The 14,761-nt window shown below is 68.0% G+C and carries 17 protein-coding genes; 4 read left to right on the top strand and 13 right to left on the bottom strand.

The window, feature by feature from the left end; translation table 11 throughout:
- Window positions 1–14: 14 nt before the first annotated feature.
- From ACQZ13_RS06765 to ACQZ13_RS06740, 6 genes are all read right to left on the bottom strand, one after another.
- Complete coding sequence (locus ACQZ13_RS06765; RefSeq protein ID WP_431050437.1) at window positions 15–1,568, bottom strand: peptidoglycan-binding protein; 1,554 nt, start codon at window positions 1,566–1,568, stop codon at window positions 15–17.
- A 10-nt stretch (window positions 1,569–1,578) separates the two neighbouring features.
- The gene (locus ACQZ13_RS06760) at window positions 1,579–1,917 is read right to left on the bottom strand and encodes a hypothetical protein (RefSeq protein WP_431050436.1); all 339 of its coding nucleotides are present in this window, start codon (window positions 1,915–1,917) and stop codon (window positions 1,579–1,581) included.
- 27 nt (window positions 1,918–1,944) lie between these two features.
- Complete coding sequence (locus tag ACQZ13_RS06755; protein WP_431050435.1) at window positions 1,945–2,784, bottom strand: N-acetylmuramidase domain-containing protein; 840 nt, start codon at window positions 2,782–2,784, stop codon at window positions 1,945–1,947.
- An 89-nt stretch (window positions 2,785–2,873) separates the two neighbouring features.
- The gene (locus ACQZ13_RS06750) at window positions 2,874–4,187 is read right to left on the bottom strand and encodes a hypothetical protein (RefSeq protein WP_431050434.1); all 1,314 of its coding nucleotides are present in this window, start codon (window positions 4,185–4,187) and stop codon (window positions 2,874–2,876) included.
- Between the two features lie 138 nt (window positions 4,188–4,325).
- Complete coding sequence (locus tag ACQZ13_RS06745) at window positions 4,326–5,243, bottom strand: amino acid ABC transporter substrate-binding protein (protein ID WP_431050433.1); 918 nt, start codon at window positions 5,241–5,243, stop codon at window positions 4,326–4,328.
- Window positions 5,244–5,393: 150 nt separating this feature from the next.
- Complete coding sequence (locus ACQZ13_RS06740) at window positions 5,394–6,704, bottom strand: MFS transporter (protein ID WP_431050432.1); 1,311 nt, start codon at window positions 6,702–6,704, stop codon at window positions 5,394–5,396.
- Window positions 6,705–6,940: 236 nt separating this feature from the next.
- Between ACQZ13_RS06740 and ACQZ13_RS06735 the strand changes: the two genes are divergently transcribed.
- The 4 genes from ACQZ13_RS06735 to ACQZ13_RS06720 all read left to right on the top strand — a co-directional run bounded on the left by ACQZ13_RS06735 (window position 6,941) and on the right by ACQZ13_RS06720 (window position 10,366).
- Window positions 6,941–7,963 carry a diguanylate cyclase domain-containing protein gene (locus ACQZ13_RS06735; RefSeq protein WP_431050431.1) on the top strand — a complete coding sequence of 341 codons (1,023 nt, stop codon included), beginning with the start codon at window positions 6,941–6,943 and terminating at the stop codon, window positions 7,961–7,963.
- 77 nt (window positions 7,964–8,040) lie between these two features.
- On the top strand, window positions 8,041–8,991 hold the full coding sequence (locus ACQZ13_RS06730; protein WP_431050430.1) for a DUF3369 domain-containing protein: 951 nt from the start codon (window positions 8,041–8,043) through the stop codon (window positions 8,989–8,991).
- Between the two features lie 38 nt (window positions 8,992–9,029).
- Window positions 9,030–9,824: an adenosylcobinamide-GDP ribazoletransferase gene (locus ACQZ13_RS06725; protein ID WP_431050429.1), complete on the top strand. Its 795-nt coding sequence runs from the start codon at window positions 9,030–9,032 to the stop codon at window positions 9,822–9,824.
- 2 nt (window positions 9,825–9,826) lie between these two features.
- Window positions 9,827–10,366 carry a histidine phosphatase family protein gene (locus tag ACQZ13_RS06720; RefSeq protein WP_431050428.1) on the top strand — a complete coding sequence of 180 codons (540 nt, stop codon included), beginning with the start codon at window positions 9,827–9,829 and terminating at the stop codon, window positions 10,364–10,366.
- 39 nt (window positions 10,367–10,405) lie between these two features.
- Here ACQZ13_RS06720 and ACQZ13_RS06715 read toward each other — a convergent pair whose 3' ends face one another.
- The 7 genes from ACQZ13_RS06715 to hisA all read right to left on the bottom strand — a co-directional run bounded on the left by ACQZ13_RS06715 (window position 10,406) and on the right by hisA (window position 14,664).
- The gene (locus tag ACQZ13_RS06715) at window positions 10,406–11,056 is read right to left on the bottom strand and encodes a hypothetical protein (protein WP_431050427.1); all 651 of its coding nucleotides are present in this window, start codon (window positions 11,054–11,056) and stop codon (window positions 10,406–10,408) included.
- Window positions 11,025–11,528 (bottom strand): Panacea domain-containing protein, encoded by a 504-nt coding sequence (locus ACQZ13_RS06710; protein WP_431050426.1) that lies wholly within the window; start codon window positions 11,526–11,528, stop codon window positions 11,025–11,027. The genes ACQZ13_RS06715 and ACQZ13_RS06710 overlap by 32 nt, the downstream gene beginning before the upstream one ends.
- A 140-nt stretch (window positions 11,529–11,668) precedes the next feature.
- Complete coding sequence (locus ACQZ13_RS06705; RefSeq protein WP_088408418.1) at window positions 11,669–11,923, bottom strand: YfhL family 4Fe-4S dicluster ferredoxin; 255 nt, start codon at window positions 11,921–11,923, stop codon at window positions 11,669–11,671.
- Between the two features lie 3 nt (window positions 11,924–11,926).
- Window positions 11,927–12,436: a pantetheine-phosphate adenylyltransferase gene (gene coaD / locus ACQZ13_RS06700; RefSeq protein ID WP_431050425.1), complete on the bottom strand. Its 510-nt coding sequence runs from the start codon at window positions 12,434–12,436 to the stop codon at window positions 11,927–11,929.
- Window positions 12,437–12,445: 9 nt separating this feature from the next.
- Window positions 12,446–13,150: a 16S rRNA (guanine(966)-N(2))-methyltransferase RsmD gene (rsmD, locus tag ACQZ13_RS06695; protein WP_431050424.1), complete on the bottom strand. Its 705-nt coding sequence runs from the start codon at window positions 13,148–13,150 to the stop codon at window positions 12,446–12,448.
- A complete protein-coding gene (gene hisF / locus ACQZ13_RS06690; RefSeq protein ID WP_431050423.1) occupies window positions 13,147–13,917 on the bottom strand; it encodes an imidazole glycerol phosphate synthase subunit HisF in 771 nt (256 codons plus the stop codon). Before hisF ends, rsmD begins: the two co-directional genes overlap by 4 nt.
- A gap of 3 nt (window positions 13,918–13,920) precedes the next feature.
- Window positions 13,921–14,664 (bottom strand): 1-(5-phosphoribosyl)-5-[(5-phosphoribosylamino)methylideneamino]imidazole-4-carboxamide isomerase, encoded by a 744-nt coding sequence (hisA, locus tag ACQZ13_RS06685; protein WP_088408421.1) that lies wholly within the window; start codon window positions 14,662–14,664, stop codon window positions 13,921–13,923.
- Between the last annotated feature and the right edge of the window lie 97 nt (window positions 14,665–14,761).

Raw genomic sequence — 14,761 nt, 5'->3', positions numbered from 1 at the left:
ACGCCGCCCACCAGTCACCGCACCGGATTCCGGTACAGCGAATCCTCAGGGATCTCGAACGCCTTCAGCGCTTCCAGTTCGTCGCCGAACTCCCTGAGCGCAGCCCGCAGCCGCGACAGTCCCAGCAGCAGGAGCAGCCATCCCGCGCCGGCCGCCACCACGACCACGCGGGACACCTGCCGCAGCGCGCGCAGCAGCAAGCCCATCAGGCGGCAGGCGATGCCCAGGCATTGGCTCTGCGCCGCGTCGTGGTCGATCAGCGCCGCCAGCTCTTCGGGATCGCACCGTTCCTCGACGAACAGCGTGGTGTCGAAATCGCGCCCGAACGCCAGGATGACCGGATGCGGCAGTCCGGCCCCGAGCGTGCGCCCGCGCAGACAGACCACGCCGTGGTGGACGACGTCGACCGCCTTCAGCACCAGCTCGTAGGCGCCGCGGGCGCTGCTGGCGATCACGCGCGCCACGTTCCAGAGCCGGTCCTTGATGTTCTCCACCACCTGCTTCACCTTCGCCTTGAGCCAGGCCCAGGCACGCTTGATCCCATCCCAGACGCGGGCCGCGAGATGGTCCAGGCGGTCGACGATCTCGGCCTGGTGATCGGCCACGTCCTGCAGCACCGCGTCCTGCACCTCGGCGTCGGGCGTGGCGGACTGGGCGTCGGACAGCACGGCCGCCCGCTCGAAGAAGACGGCGGGAATGCCGAGGAAGCGCCGGTCGATACCTGCCAGCGCCTTGCCCCCGAAGAAGTCGCCCAGGGCCTCGTCGACCGCCGGATCGATGACGATGAACCTCGCCGCGCCGCGAGGTCCGGTGCCCGGCACCAGCACCCGCGTCGTGGTCGGCTCGCGCGCGATGGCGACGTCGTAACCCAGCAGCCACAGCTCGACGCGCCCGAGGGCGTCGACGAACTGGCGATGCGCCGGCGCGGCGACGAACCCGGGCGAGGCGCCGAGCGCGCGGATCATCGCGTCATGGCCGAAGAGCACGGCCAACGTCCGCGGCGCCAGCACAGGGGCAAGGCGTTCCGTGATCAGACCGAGCGCGAGGGCATGGTCGAGGAAACGCTCCAGCGCCTCCTGCATCGCCGGGTTGTCCTCCAGCCGCGCATCGGTCTCGGTCGTGAGCGGCTGGCTCCAATCCGAGAAGCAGCCCAGCGTGTACAGCCGCAGATAGACCGCGCGATGGACCGCGCTGAACTCCGCCGGCCGCTCGCCCGTGGCACCCCACGCGCGGATGTCCTGCCCGTCCTCGAAGCTCACGAGCTGCTGGAGCTTCTCCTTGGTGAGCGGCCCGGCCCAGCCGTCGGTCGCCAGACCCGCCTGCTTCTGGAAGCTCATGATGGCCACCTGCAGCGGCGGCGTGAGCGTGTCGCCCTCCGCCTCGGAAGCAGCGAGATATCCCAGGCTCACCAGACGCGAGCGCAGCGCCCGGATGTACAGGGCGCTGCTGGCATCGTTGGTATTCTCCACGGCGTCGACCTGCCGCTTCGGATCCGGCAACTGCCGGCGCTCCGTCGCGGCGTCCATCCATCCGCCCACGGTGGCGAGATCGCCCGACTCCACAGTCACTGACGCCGGACTATTTCTTGATCGCACCGACGATCGCCGTCTCGAAGATCTTGATGATCGCGGCGCGCTTCTCGGTGGCCGAGCTCACCAGCTGGTTGTGCGCGGCGAGGTCCGCCTCGGTGGCGTCCTTGTCGTAGAACACGGTCACGTCGCCGTCGAGCTTGGCCTGCGTGCAGGCCACCAGCCTGAACTGGGCCGAGCCTCTGGCCTTGGCGAGCAGCGCGTCGAAATCCGGCGCCGGGCCCGCCGCGGTGAGCTCGATCGTCCCCTTGTAGCTGATCACGTCGAGCGTGGCCAGGTCCTCCAGCGCATCGCCGATCTTCTCGAAAGCCGTCTGGAAACTTCCCATGATCTCTCCTCCTTCGCTTGTTGATCTTCAAACGCCGAGTGTCGCCGCACTGTGCTTGGCGAACGCATCGGCCAGCTTCTTGTCGTAGGCGTTCTTTTCGTAGGCGGGCCCGTTGTAGGCCCGCGCGAATGCGGCCCAGTTCTGCGCCCGCAGCAGGTCCACGAGCGGCGTACCCTTGAACTTGTTCACCGAGATGAAGCGCCCGAAGGCGTCCAGGTGATTTGCCTCCTTCTCCTCCATCTGCTCCACGAAGTCCTGGACGCTGGCGTACTTCAGCGGCTTGGCATGCAGACCGAGGATCTGGAAGAGCCCCCAGGACGCGGCGCTCAACGCAGGCCCTTCGGCGATCTGCTTCGCGCGATCCAGCCGTGCGTGCTCGGCCAGGCCGCCCACGTAGCTCTTGGGGTTCCAATTGGGAAAGAGGATGTCCTCGTTCCCGACGACATGCTGTCTCGGATCGATGCCGGCCTTCTCCAGCTCCGCCCAGAAGACGTGGCCCTCGAAGAGGATCTTCGGCTTCACCCCGACGAAGCCCATGCCGCCGGACTCGACGCTGTAGACCGTGCGGACCAGCGGCACGCTGAGCGAGAACTTCACGGCGAAGGCCTCGATGTCCTGCTGCGACAGCCAGCGCGCGCTGATCTGCGAGAGCAGCTCCGGCTTGAGCGCGAACAGCGTCGTCCAGGTCTTCTCGCCCGCCACGCCGTCGACGATCAGACCGTGGTCCTGCTGGAACTGGCGCAGCGCCGTTTCCGTCCCCTGGCCGAAGTTGCCGTCGGGGTTCAACGGGTAGCCGAGCGCCAGCAGGAACACCTGCAGGGTGGTGGCCTCGCGCACGGGCGCCAGCCCTCGCTTGATGGTGTCCATGTCGTTCCCCCGTTGCTCTGCCCCGATGGGGGCCACGATACGGTCGACGCGGGGATCCGACATCCTCACCATTGAGGAGAAACCCCGCGCTACTTCGAGTAGCCCTGGTCCTTGATGAACACCGCGCGCTGCTTCTCGCCGTTGAACGCGAAGAGCACGCGCTCCTGCTCGCCGTTCTCGCGCTCGACGACCATGGCCCAGCGGTCCAGCCGGTAGCGGCCGACGAAGTCGCCGCCGTTGCGTCGCTGTCGCTGCGCGCCGCCGGCACCGGCGCCGACGGCGCTGACGGACGAGGTCGTCGTGCTGCCGCCGCGCGAGTAGGTGCTCGTCGCCATGCCCGCCACGCCATTGGCCGCAGCCATGGTGCCGGTGCCGAAGACCGACTTGCCGGTCTGCTCGAAAGTGCCGTCCGGCTGGAAATGGAAACGGTTCTGCGAGCTGCCGCCGCCGAGGATCGAGTACCAGGAGTGCGTGAACGTGCCGTCCAGCCGCTGTCCCGCCGAGGCCGGCGCCGCCGGCGTGCCGCTGATCGTGCGCCAGTCCTTGTCGTCGTGGTCCTTGATCTGCCAGTCGCCGCCGCTGCGACGCCACTGCAGGACGCGCTCCGGCTTGACGCGCCGCGCCGCAGCCATGTCGAGCTCGTCCGGCGGCAGGTCGAGATTGCGATAACCGGTGCCGTCCTTGAGCAGCAGATGCAGGTTCTCCACCAGGCTCTCGCCGCTGGGCTGGTACCAGGTCCAGAGCATGACGGCGATGTCGCGCTCCGCCACGCCCTTGCCCGGCGCCACGTGGATGGCGCGATCGGCGGCAGCGCGGCGCTCCATCGTCGCCGCCCGCTCGGCGGCCTCGCGTTGTCGACGCTCGTCCCCGGCGAGTACCTTCAGCGCGGGCCACAGCTCATTCGACTTCGACGACAGCGTCTTCAAGCCGCCGCCGTAGCGCTGCAGCAGCGCCTCATCCTGCGAGAACGCGATCCGCAGCCATTCGACCTGGCCGTTGCGCGCCGGTCGCAGGTAGACCTGCGTCTCGATGGGCGCGCCGTTCACGGTCGCCACGCAGTTCTGGAGCACCACGCCGGCCTGCAGCATCTGCGGCGGCTTGCAGGTGGGCTGGCCCGCGGCACCCAGTCCACGCATCGGATCCTTGATGTGCGCGAGCGCCGCGATGCCGTCGTCGCGCCCGGCGTCCGCCGGCGGCGCGACCCACAGCTGCATCACCTTGCCCGGCGGCAGATCGGCGGGCTGCAGCAGCAGGCCGTCCTCGTGCACACGCTGCGTCCAGCCGGACGGGACGTCGAGGGCCAGCGCGGACACGAGCGGCGCCGACAACACGGCGGCGACAGCAGCGGCGGCTGCGCGGCCAAGGAACGAGGGACGACGGCGGACGAGGTCGGGACGGCGCATGGACTTCCTGCGGCAACTGGAAGCGCGCAGTGTCCCGGCGATGCGCACGAATGCGTCCCCCAAGGGCTAGGGAGGCGGGCCCACCAATGCAAAGCGGACCCGAAGGTCCGCTTGCTCACCAGGATCCGGAGGGATCGCTCAGATCGAGTAACCCAGCAGCATCGCCACGCCCGCTTCGCGGTTCGGACGCTTGAAGCCGTCGCGCGTCAGGCGGTTCATCGGGATCGACAGCGCCGAGGTCTGGAACCACTTGTTGTAGAGCTGCTCGATCTCGCCGCTGCTGTAGACGCGGCTCAGCGCGCGGTCCACGGCCGCCGCCAGCTTGGCGTCGCCCTTGCGCATCATGATCCCGTAGGGCTCCACCGAGAACGCCATCTGACCCAGGCTCAGGCTGTCCAGCGCCTTGTCCTTGGACGCCAGGCCCAGCAGCAGCGCATCGTCCTGCGCGAACGCGCGGGCCTTGCCCTCACGCAGCGCCTTGAAGGCGTCGGTGTTGTTGGGGTACTGGACCAGCTGCATCTTGGCCTCGCCGGAGGTGTTCAGCTGCGTGAACAGCTTCTCCGACGTCGTGCCCTTGGCCAGCGCGATCGTCATGCCGTCCAGGTCCTTGATGGTGTCGACCTTGGAGCCATTGGCGATCAGCACGCGCATGCCCGCGACGAAGATCGTGTAGCTGAAGTCGACCTGCTCCTGACGCGCCTTGGTGTTGGTCGTCGAGCCGCACTCCAGGTCGATCTCGCCCTTCTGCAGCTTGGGGATCCGGTCCGCGCCGGAGACGACGACGTAGTTGACCTTCAGCTCGGGCAGCTTCAGTTCCTTCTTGATCTCCTCGACCGCCTGCAGGCACAGGTCGACCGAATAGCCCTGACCCTGCTTCTGCTCGTTGACGAACGAGAACGGCCGCGACGCTTCGCGCACGCCCAGCGTGATCGTCTTGGCCTCCTTGATGCGGGCCATCGTGTCGACGGCCGGGCCGGCGGCGCGGGCCGACAGCGCGGTCAGCGCCAGGGCAGACAGGACAAGAGCGCCGCTCAGGCGCCGGATCGCGGAGGACATGGTCGAATTCCGGGTCGGTGAAAACCCTGAATTCTAGGGAGCGGACGTTACTCACCTGTAACCAATGACCCCCGTTCGGGGGCCCACTCTAGACGGTTCGGCAAGAACCATCGCCCGTCCGTGACTTCCCTCACGGATCGGTGGGCGAACTCAGCCCACCTTGGCCGGTGCCGGCACGCCGCCTGCCGGCTTGCCGCGCACCAGCTGGCGCATCAGCAGCGCCGCGACCAGCGTCGAGGCGATGACGACGTAGCCCACGTACGGGAAGTCGTTGACGTGGCCGTCCGGCCCGATGTGCACGATGTGCCCGGCCACCAGCGAGGCCAGCCCGCCGGCCAGCTGCTGCAGCGCCGAGTTGATCGCGTTGAACGAGCCGCGCTGCTCCGGCGCCGGCACGCCGGCCAGCGTCACCTGGGCCGGGATCATGCGGGAGAAGATCCCGACGAACATCACCACGTTGACGACGATCAGCACCCACAGCGGCGAGGTGCCGAGGTGCGTGTAGAACGCGACCGTGGCGATCGTGATCGCGCAGCCGGCGTAGAACACGGGCATCGCGCCGATGCGGTCGGACAGCCGGCCGATCAGCGGCGAGAACACCAGGGTGCAGATGCCGGTGATCAGGTAGATGATCGGCAGGTGGTCCAGCGGGATGCCGACGTTGTGCACGACGAAGGCGCTGGCGAAGGGCATCAGCATGAAGCCGCCGGTGGTCAGCAGCGCCGTCAGCGCAAAAGCCAGCTGCTGGCGCGGGATGCGCACCGTCTGGAACAGGTGCCGCGCCGCGCTGTGCTGGCCGGTGCCGGCCGCGCCGAGGTGCGCGTTCACCGGTTGCAGCTTGAAGGCGATCACCAGCGCCGCGAGCAGCCCGAAGAGCACGATCGCGATGAACGGCGCATGCCAGTCGAAGCGCGACGCCAGGAAGATCGAGAACGGCAGCCCCAGCACCTGGCTGGCCGCGAAACCGCCCTGCAGCAGGCCCATCACGCGGCCGCGCTGGGCCGGCGGGAACAGGTCCGCGGTGATCGCCATGACGATGGAGCCGATGACGCCGCCGAACAGCCCGGTGACGATGCGCGCCGCCAGCAGCGAAGGGAAGCTCGTCGCCAGGCCGCACCACAGCGTGCCCAGCAGGAAGCCGCAGAAGAAGAACAGCAGCAGGCGCTTGCGGTCGAAGCGGTCGGCGAAGCCCGCCGTGAGCAGGCCGGCGATGCCGGCGCTGAAGGCGTAGGCGGAGACGGCCAGGCCGAACTCGCCCGAGCTCATGCGCAGCGCCGGCATGATCATCACGCCCAACGGCGACATGATCATGAAGTCGAGCACCACGGAGAACTGCAGCAGCGCCATCAGCCCCGCGGCAAGCTTCTGGTAGGACGTGAACGGCACGACGCCCGCGGGAGCTGCAGGAGCTGCAGGAGCTGCGGGAGCGGCGGTGGCCGGGGACGATTTGTTTTCTGACATGGGGCGCGATTCTGCGCATGCCTCGTATCCGCAGCGTAAAGACATGGCCCCCATCGGGAGATTCCCCGAGACGCGGCGGTGCCGGGCCGCAACGTCACCGGAAACAGGGGATGAATCGCGCGGGCGCCAGGTCTAGACTGGCGGCACGACGGCAGGTGGTCCCGCGCATCGACGCACCCAGTGCGCGCGCGGAGGGGGCCGTCGTGGGACAGGGAGCGGTCCTTTCGGGGCAGTCGATGCCGAGCCGGGACGCGTTACTCCGCATCATCGAGATCCACAGCCAGGTCGCCCAGCTCGGGCTCGACCTGGCGGGCGTGATGTCGCTGTCGGTCCACGGCACGCTGGAGCTCGTCGACGCCGACGGCGCCGCCATCGAACTCGCCGAAGGCGAGGACCTGGTCTACCGCGCGGTCGCCGGCGCGGCCAGCCACCAGCTCGGCGTGCGCGTGCGGCGCGACGGCAGCCTCTCCGGCACCTGTCTGCGCCAGGGCATCCCGCTGATCTGCGAGGACGTCGACACCGACGGCCGCGTCGACCTCGAGGCCTGCAAGCGCGTGGGCCTGCGCTCGATGGTGGTACTGCCGCTGTCGCACCAGGGCACACCGGTCGGCGTGCTGAAGGCCTTTTCCTCCCGCGTCCGCAACTTCGGCAACCGGGAGGTGGAGGTGCTGTCGCTGATGTCCAAGGTGCTGGGCGCGGCGATGTACTGGGCCACGCGCTACGGGCGCGACGACCTCTTCCATCGCGCGACGCACGACGACATGACCGGACTGGCCAACCGCTCACTGTTCATGGACCGGTTGCGCCACGCCACCGCGGAGGTGGAGCGCGGCGATCCGCCGATCGCCGTCGTGCTGCTGGACATGGACGGGCTCAAGCACATCAACGACACGCTGGGCCATGCGGCGGGCGACGCGGCGCTGATCGAGTTCAGCCGCCGGCTCGCAAGCACCACGCGCGAGTCGGACACGGTGGCCCGGCTGGGCGGCGACGAGTTCGCGATCCTGCTGACTCACGCGGGGTCCGCGGCGACGCTGGAGGCGACGCTCCAGCGCATCCACGCGGCGGTCGAAGGGCCCTTCACGTACATCGACCGGGCGCTGCCGCTGCGGGCCAGCATGGGCGCCTCGCGCTGCCCCGAAGACTGGCGCGACGCGACGGCGCTGATGGAATGCGCCGACATGCGGATGTACGAAGCCAAACGTACACGGCAAGGCAGGGACCGCACCGGGCCGATGCCGCTGGAGCCTTCCTGCTGACATCGCGTTTGCCGGGCTTCCCTTGTCACCTCGGCTGTTGATAATGGCCCGCAACAAAATCAAGCAGGGAGGAACCGATGACCGACATGGTGTTCGCCGACGAGCTGCCGGATCCCGGCGATGACGTCCGCTCACGCGCCCTGGACCCGTGGCTGGTGATGATCGTCGACGACGATCCGGCCGTGCATCAGGTGACCCAGCTGGTCATGGCGGACTTCGAGTTCGCCGGTCGGAAACTCCAGTTCCTCAATGCGTACAACGGCGCGGAAGCCCGCGACCTGCTGCGCGACCGCCAGGACATCGCGCTGATCCTGCTCGACGTGGTGATGGAGTCGGAACACGCCGGCCTGGACGTGGCGCGCTTCATCCGCGAGGAACTGCGCAACACCCACGTGCGCATCGTGCTGCGCACCGGGCAGCCCGGCCAGGCGCCCGAAGAACACGTCATCAAGACCTACGACATCAACGACTACAAGGAGAAGACCGAGCTGACCAAGCGCAAGCTGATCACGGTCTTCTACTCGGCGCTGCGCTCGTACCGCGACATCGTGATCCTGTCGCAGTCGCGCGCGGCGCTGCGGCGCTCGATCGACGCGATCACCCAGATCCACGATTCGAGCAACCTGCGCCACTTCGCCTCGGCGCTGCTGGAGCAGGTGGGGCACATGCTCGGGTATCAGGCGCAAGGCCTGTGCGCGAGCCGCATGTACGCAGCCTCGCATGCGGACGGCCGGCTGCAGGTGCTGGCCGCGACCTCGGACTACCAGGGACTGCTCGCCGACGCCCAGGTCTCGGACCTGCCCGCCGACGTGCGCGACGCCCTCGACCGCGCGCTGTCCACCCGGCAGAGCAGCTTCGAGGACGGACGATTCATCGGCTACTACCGCACCCACTCGGGCAACGAGAGCCTGCTGTACATGGTGCTGTCGGATCCGCTCGACGACGAAGGGCGGGAGATGCTCGACATCTTCTGCGCCAACGTCGCGATCGCGTATGAGGGGTTGCTGGAGCGGGATAGGACGCGCTAGGCGACCTATCATCGCGGCCGGTTTCCCGGTCCGCGTCCATGCATCAAGTCCGCCTCTTCTTCGTCGCCCTGCAGTTCTTCACGCGCGTGCCCGTGCCGCGATGGGTCGGGTTCGAACCCGCCTGGCTGCAGCAGTGCGCGCGCTACTTTCCGCTCGTCGGCGCGGTGATCGGCGGCGTCTCCGCGCTGGTGCTGTGGGGCGCGCTGCAGCTCTTTCCGGCCACGGTCGCCGTCGGGCTCGCGATGGCGGCCAGCGTCTGGCTGACCGGCGGCTTCCATGAGGACGGACTGGCCGACAGCTGCGATGCGCTCGGCGGCTCGGTCTCGCGCGAGAAGGCGCTGACCATCATGAAGGACTCGCGCATCGGCAGCTACGGCGCGCTGGGCCTCATCCTCGTGCTGGGATTGAAGGCGACGGTGCTGCTCGGGCTCGCTGACATCGATCCGGTCCTCGCCATGGTCGCGATCGTCTGGGCGCACGTGGCCTCGCGCGCGGCGCCGGTCTGGCTGCTGCACGCCCTGCCCTACGCCGGCGATGCCGAACACGCGAAGGCCAAGCCGCTAGCGATGCAGATCAGCGGGCCAGGTCTTGCCATCGCGCTGGCGCTCGTGGTGCTCGCGACGATCGCCGGCGCCTGGATCACGCCGGAGAACGTGCCGGAGATGCTGGCGGCGGTCGTGGTGAGCGCGGGCCTGACCTTCTACATGCAATCGATGCTGGAACGCCGCCTGAACGGCTACACCGGCGACACGCTGGGTGCGACGCAGCAGATCGTCGAGCTGGGCGCGCTGCTGGCGTTCCTGGCGATGGCGCCGCTGTTCCCGGCGGATTGAACATGAGCGGCAGTGAGATCGCCAGCATCGTCGTCTGGCGACATCCGCAGCCCGAAGGAGCGAAGGGTCTATGCGTGGGCGCACGCTGCGACCTGCCGGTGGAACGACGCCGCGCCAAGCGGCTCGCGCGGCGCATCCAGGCCCACGCGAGCCGACACCGACTGCCGCATGAGGTGTGGACGTCGCCCCTGCAGCGCTGCGCCGATGTCGGCCGATGGTTGAAGCAGTGGGGTTGGCGACATCACACCGACGCGGCGCTCGCGGAGATCGACTTCGGCGCGTGGGATGGCCGGCGATGGACGGAGATTTCGAAGCACGAGATCGACGCGTGGGTCTCGGACTTCGCGCGCTACGCGCCGGAGGGCGGCGAGTCGCTGACGGCATTGCTCCAGCGCGCTTCGACGTGGTCGAGCGGCGCACTGGTCGTCAGTCACGGCGGGTGGATGCTGGCGAGGCGGTGGGCGCGGGAGCATCCCGACCGACCGCCTCAAGCCGAGCAGTGGCCGCGCCCGCCGAGCTACTCGGAGCGCTGGGAACTCTGAGTTCCGACGTCCGCCGCGGGCTCAGCCTCGGCCCCATCCTCAGCTATCGAGACGTCTCTCCAACACGGCCACGAGGCCTGCTGCAAAGATGTCTCGATAGCTGCCGACACGGCCTTCGGCGATGAGTTGGTCGGCGTCCTCGATCTCGGTGCCGTCGATGACCGGCATGACGATCGCGCGGCCCCGCTGGTCGCGGCGCCATTGCAGCGCAGCGGCAAGATCGCTCTCGCATCCGCAATCGCGTTCGCGGCTCTTCGCCATCACCTGCGCAACCTCGTGCCTCAACGCGGTCACTTCGCAGCCGAGCGGCTTGGACAGACGGACCTTGTAATCGTTGTACTTGCCGATGTCCTCAGGCCCGAGCGGCGCATTGCGGGCAGACCAATCGATGTCATGAATTCGGAGCGTGCCTTCTCGAACACCGGCGTCGCGCATCACGTCCATCACCCGCAAGCCGGAGAGTTCTCCCAAGCGATAGAACATGGAGACCATCCAACGCTTGTCGATCTCCGCCGAATCAAAGCCGAAGAACTTGATCTCGCGGAAGAACTTCATGCCGAAGGACCACTTGGGATTGCCTGAGGATCGCGTCTGCCGCCCCTGCGGTGTCGGCCTCTCTGCGACTGGAGCAGGATCTGCAGCCCGCATCCGCGGCGAGTCAGACCTGCGCAGGTAGACCTTGGGCTTCATGTTCCTGCTCCATTTGCGACTTGAAGAACTTCCGCATGCAGTCTTCGTCGAGTTCACGATCGCATTGATCAGCAAGGGGCAGGTGGCCTCGCGCCTTGAGCCAAGGCAACTCCTCTCGCGACATCCGCATCAGCTGGAACGTCGGATAGATGGCGTACTCGTCGAGGATGCGATCGATGTGATTGCGCTCGACCTCACTGAAGACATCGAACGAAAAACCTTCGCGTACGTCGCGAAGCTCGACGGCGCCGTACAGGGAACGATCCCAAGAGAAGCGATCAAACAGCGGTTTGCTGATCGGCCCGTGGATCCACGCCTGGAACCGCTCCGGGAAGAGCGGGCGGTCGTGCACGACCAAGTGCCAGCCCTGCACGTAATAAAGCAACTTGTGCAGCCGATGCACGCTGGGACGCTCGCCGGCCTCCCAGAGCTTCACGATCAAGTAGTCCGCCACATCATGGATGTCCGCCATCTCACCTTCCTTCCGATGAAGCGATCCCGGCCCAGCAGTCGGCAACTGCACGACGCTCAGAAGGGTTCCGGAATCAGAAGGCGGTGATCTTGCGCCGTGGCGTTCGGCGCTTCAATTGCCCGTTCAAGTAGGCGAATGACTCAAGCTGTCTGCTGGGTCAGTCGCACGTACTTCTGCATCAGCGTCTCGCGCGATTCGACGTGATCAGGATTGACGGGGATGCAGGCCACCGGGCACAACATCGCGCACTGCGGCTCGTCGAAATGGCCGACGCACTCCGTGCACTTGCTGGGCTCGATCTGGTAGTACTCCTCGCCCATCGAGATGGCGTGGTTGGGGCACTCGGGTTCGCAGACGTCGCAGTTGATGCATTCGTCGGTGATCATCAACGCCATGGCTTACTGCTCCATGCGGTTCTTGGCGACGCGCTCTGCCAGGCGCTCGCGGACCAGCGGCGAGACGAACTTGGAGACCTCGCCGCCGAGGGTGGCGATCTCCCGCACAAAGGTGGAGGAGACGAACTGGTAGTTGTCCGACGGTGGCAGGAAGACCGTCTCGACCTCGGGCATCAGCTGCCGGTTCATGCCGGCCATCTGGAACTCGTATTCGAAGTCCGAGACCGCCCGCAACCCGCGCACCACCACCTTGCCGCCGTTGGCCAGCACGAAGTGGCTCAGCAGGCCCTCCAGGGCCACCACCTCGACGTTGGGATACGGCGCCACCAGCTGGCGCGCCATGTCCAGGCGCTCGTCGATGCTGAACATCGTCTTCTTGTGATGGCCCGCCGCGACCGCCAGCACCAGGCGTTCGAACAGCCGGCTGGCGCGACGCACCAGATCCTCGTGGCCGAGGGTCATGGGGTCGAAGGTGCCGGGGTAGACGGCCGTCAGCAGGATCTGGGAGGTCATAGGGGCGGATTATCCGCCGCGCCGCAGCAGCCGGTAATGCACGGCCCCGGCCCGCCCTTCCTTCCACACGGACAAGCCCAACTCCGCCGGCGCCTCGATCGCCTCCGGCGACTCCAGGTAGATCAGGCCGTTGTCGGCCAGCAGCGGCGCCGCCGCGGCCAGCGCGTCGACGAAAAGTCCGTCCGCGAACGGCGGATCCAGGAAGATCAGGTCGAACGATCCCGGCGTCCCGCGACGCATCCAGGCGAGCGCATCCGCGTTCGCGATCGTCATCGGCACCGTGCCGTCCTTGTCCAGCCGCTTGAGGTTGGCACGCAACGCGTTCGCGAGCGTCGCATCGCGCTCCAGCAAGGTCACGCCGGTCGCGCCGCGCGACGCGGCCTCGAAACCCAGCGCCCCGCTGCCCGCGAAGGCGTCCAGCACGCGCCAGCCCGCCAGGTCCTGCCCCAGCCAGTTGAACAGCGTCTCCCGCACCCGGTCGGGCGTGGGACGCAGACCGACCACGTACGGCACCGGCAGCTTGGACCGCTTCCAGACGCCGCCGACGATGCGGACCTCGCCCGGTCCCGCCTCGCGCGGACGCGGCTTGACCGCGCCCTCGCCCACCGTCACCCGAGGACCGGGCCGGCCGGCGCGGCGCAGACCGTCGATCTCCGGGGTCTGATCGCGCGCACGGCCTTCGCGGCCCTTGGCTCGCCCACTGGAGTTGCTCATTGGCGGACCGGAATGCCCTGCGACGCCATCAGCGCCTTGGCTTCGCCGACGGTGTGATCGCCGTAGTGGAAGATGCTCGCGGCCAGCACCGCGTCGGCGCCGCCCTTCGTGATGCCGTCGGCGAGGTCCTGCAGCGACCCGACGCCGCCCGAGGCGATCACCGGCACGCCCACTGCGTCCGACACCGCGCGCGTCAACGCCAGGTCGAAACCGCTCTTCGTGCCGTCGCGGTCCATGCTGGTCAGCAGGATCTCTCCCGCGCCGAACTCGGCCATGCGCGTGGCCCATTCGACGGCGTCCAGGCCCGTGTTCTTGCGGCCGCCGTGCGTGTAGACGTCCCAGCCGGTGCTGCCGTCGGCGTTCTGGCGACGCTTGGCGTCGATCGCGACGACGATGCACTGCGCGCCGTACTTGTCGGAGGCCGCGCGGATCAGCTCGGGATCGGCCACCGCCGCCGAGTTGAAGCTCACCTTGTCCGCCCCCGCATTCAGCAGCCGCCGCACGTCGGCGACCGAGCGCACGCCGCCGCCGACCGTCAGCGGAATGAACACCTGCGAGGCCACGCGCTCGATGATCGGCAGGATCAGGTCGCGGCCGTCGCTGGTCGCCGTGATGTCGAGGAAGGTCAGTTCGTCGGCGCCCTGCTCGTTGTAGCGGGCGGCGATCTCCACCGGATCGCCGGCGTCGCGCAGCTCGACGAAATTGATGCCCTTGACGACGCGACCGCCGGTCACGTCCAGGCACGGGATGATCCGCTTGGCCAGCACCGGTCAGCCTCCGTTCAACTCGTCGGCGCGTCGCTGCGCGCCGGCGAAGTCGAGGTCGCCGGTGTAGATCGCGCGGCCGCAGATCACGCCGCTCACGCCTTCGGACTCGACCGCGCAGAGCGCGTCGATGTCGGCGAGGTTGGACAGCCCGCCCGAGGCGATCACCGGGATGGACAGCGCCTGCGCCAGCTTCACCGTCGCGTCGATGTTGATGCCGGTGAGCATGCCGTCGCGACCGATGTCGGTGTAGATCACGCCCTCGATGCCGTAGTCCTCGAACTTCTTCGCCAGGTCGACGACCTCGTGGCCGGTCAGCTTGCTCCAGCCGTCGGTGGCGACCTTGCCGTCCTTGGCGTCCAGGCCCACGATGATGTGCCCGCCGAAGGCCGACGCCGCATCCTTCAGGAAACCGGGGTTCTTCACCGCGGCCGTCCCGATGATCACGTACGACAGGCCGTCGTCCAGGTAGCGCTCGATCGTGTCCAGGTCGCGGATGCCGCCGCCCAGCTGCACGGGGATGTCGTCACCGACCTCGCGCAGGATCGCCTTGATGGCTGCCTCGTTGACCGGCTTGCCCGCGAAGGCGCCGTTCAGGTCCACAAGGTGCAGGCGCCGGGCGCCCGCATCGACCCATCGGCGCGCCATCTCGGCGGGATCCTCGCCGAAGGTCGTGGAGTCGTTCATGTCGCCTTGCTTGAGGCGGACGCATTTGCCGTCTTTCAGGTCGATCGCGGGAATCAGCAGCATGGCCGAGGCAGTGGGGGTGAAGGAAGGGGAAAGGTTCTGGAACCCTCGAGAACGGCGCGCGCCACGCCTGCGACACAGGACGGGACGCCGCGCGTCA

The sequence above is a fragment of the Roseateles sp. L2-2 genome (assembly GCF_050613215.1).
Taxonomy (GTDB): domain Bacteria; phylum Pseudomonadota; class Gammaproteobacteria; order Burkholderiales; family Burkholderiaceae_C; genus Roseateles; species Roseateles noduli.
The sequence above is the reverse complement of the archived record's forward strand: the minus strand, read 5'-3'. Positions and strand labels throughout refer to the sequence as shown.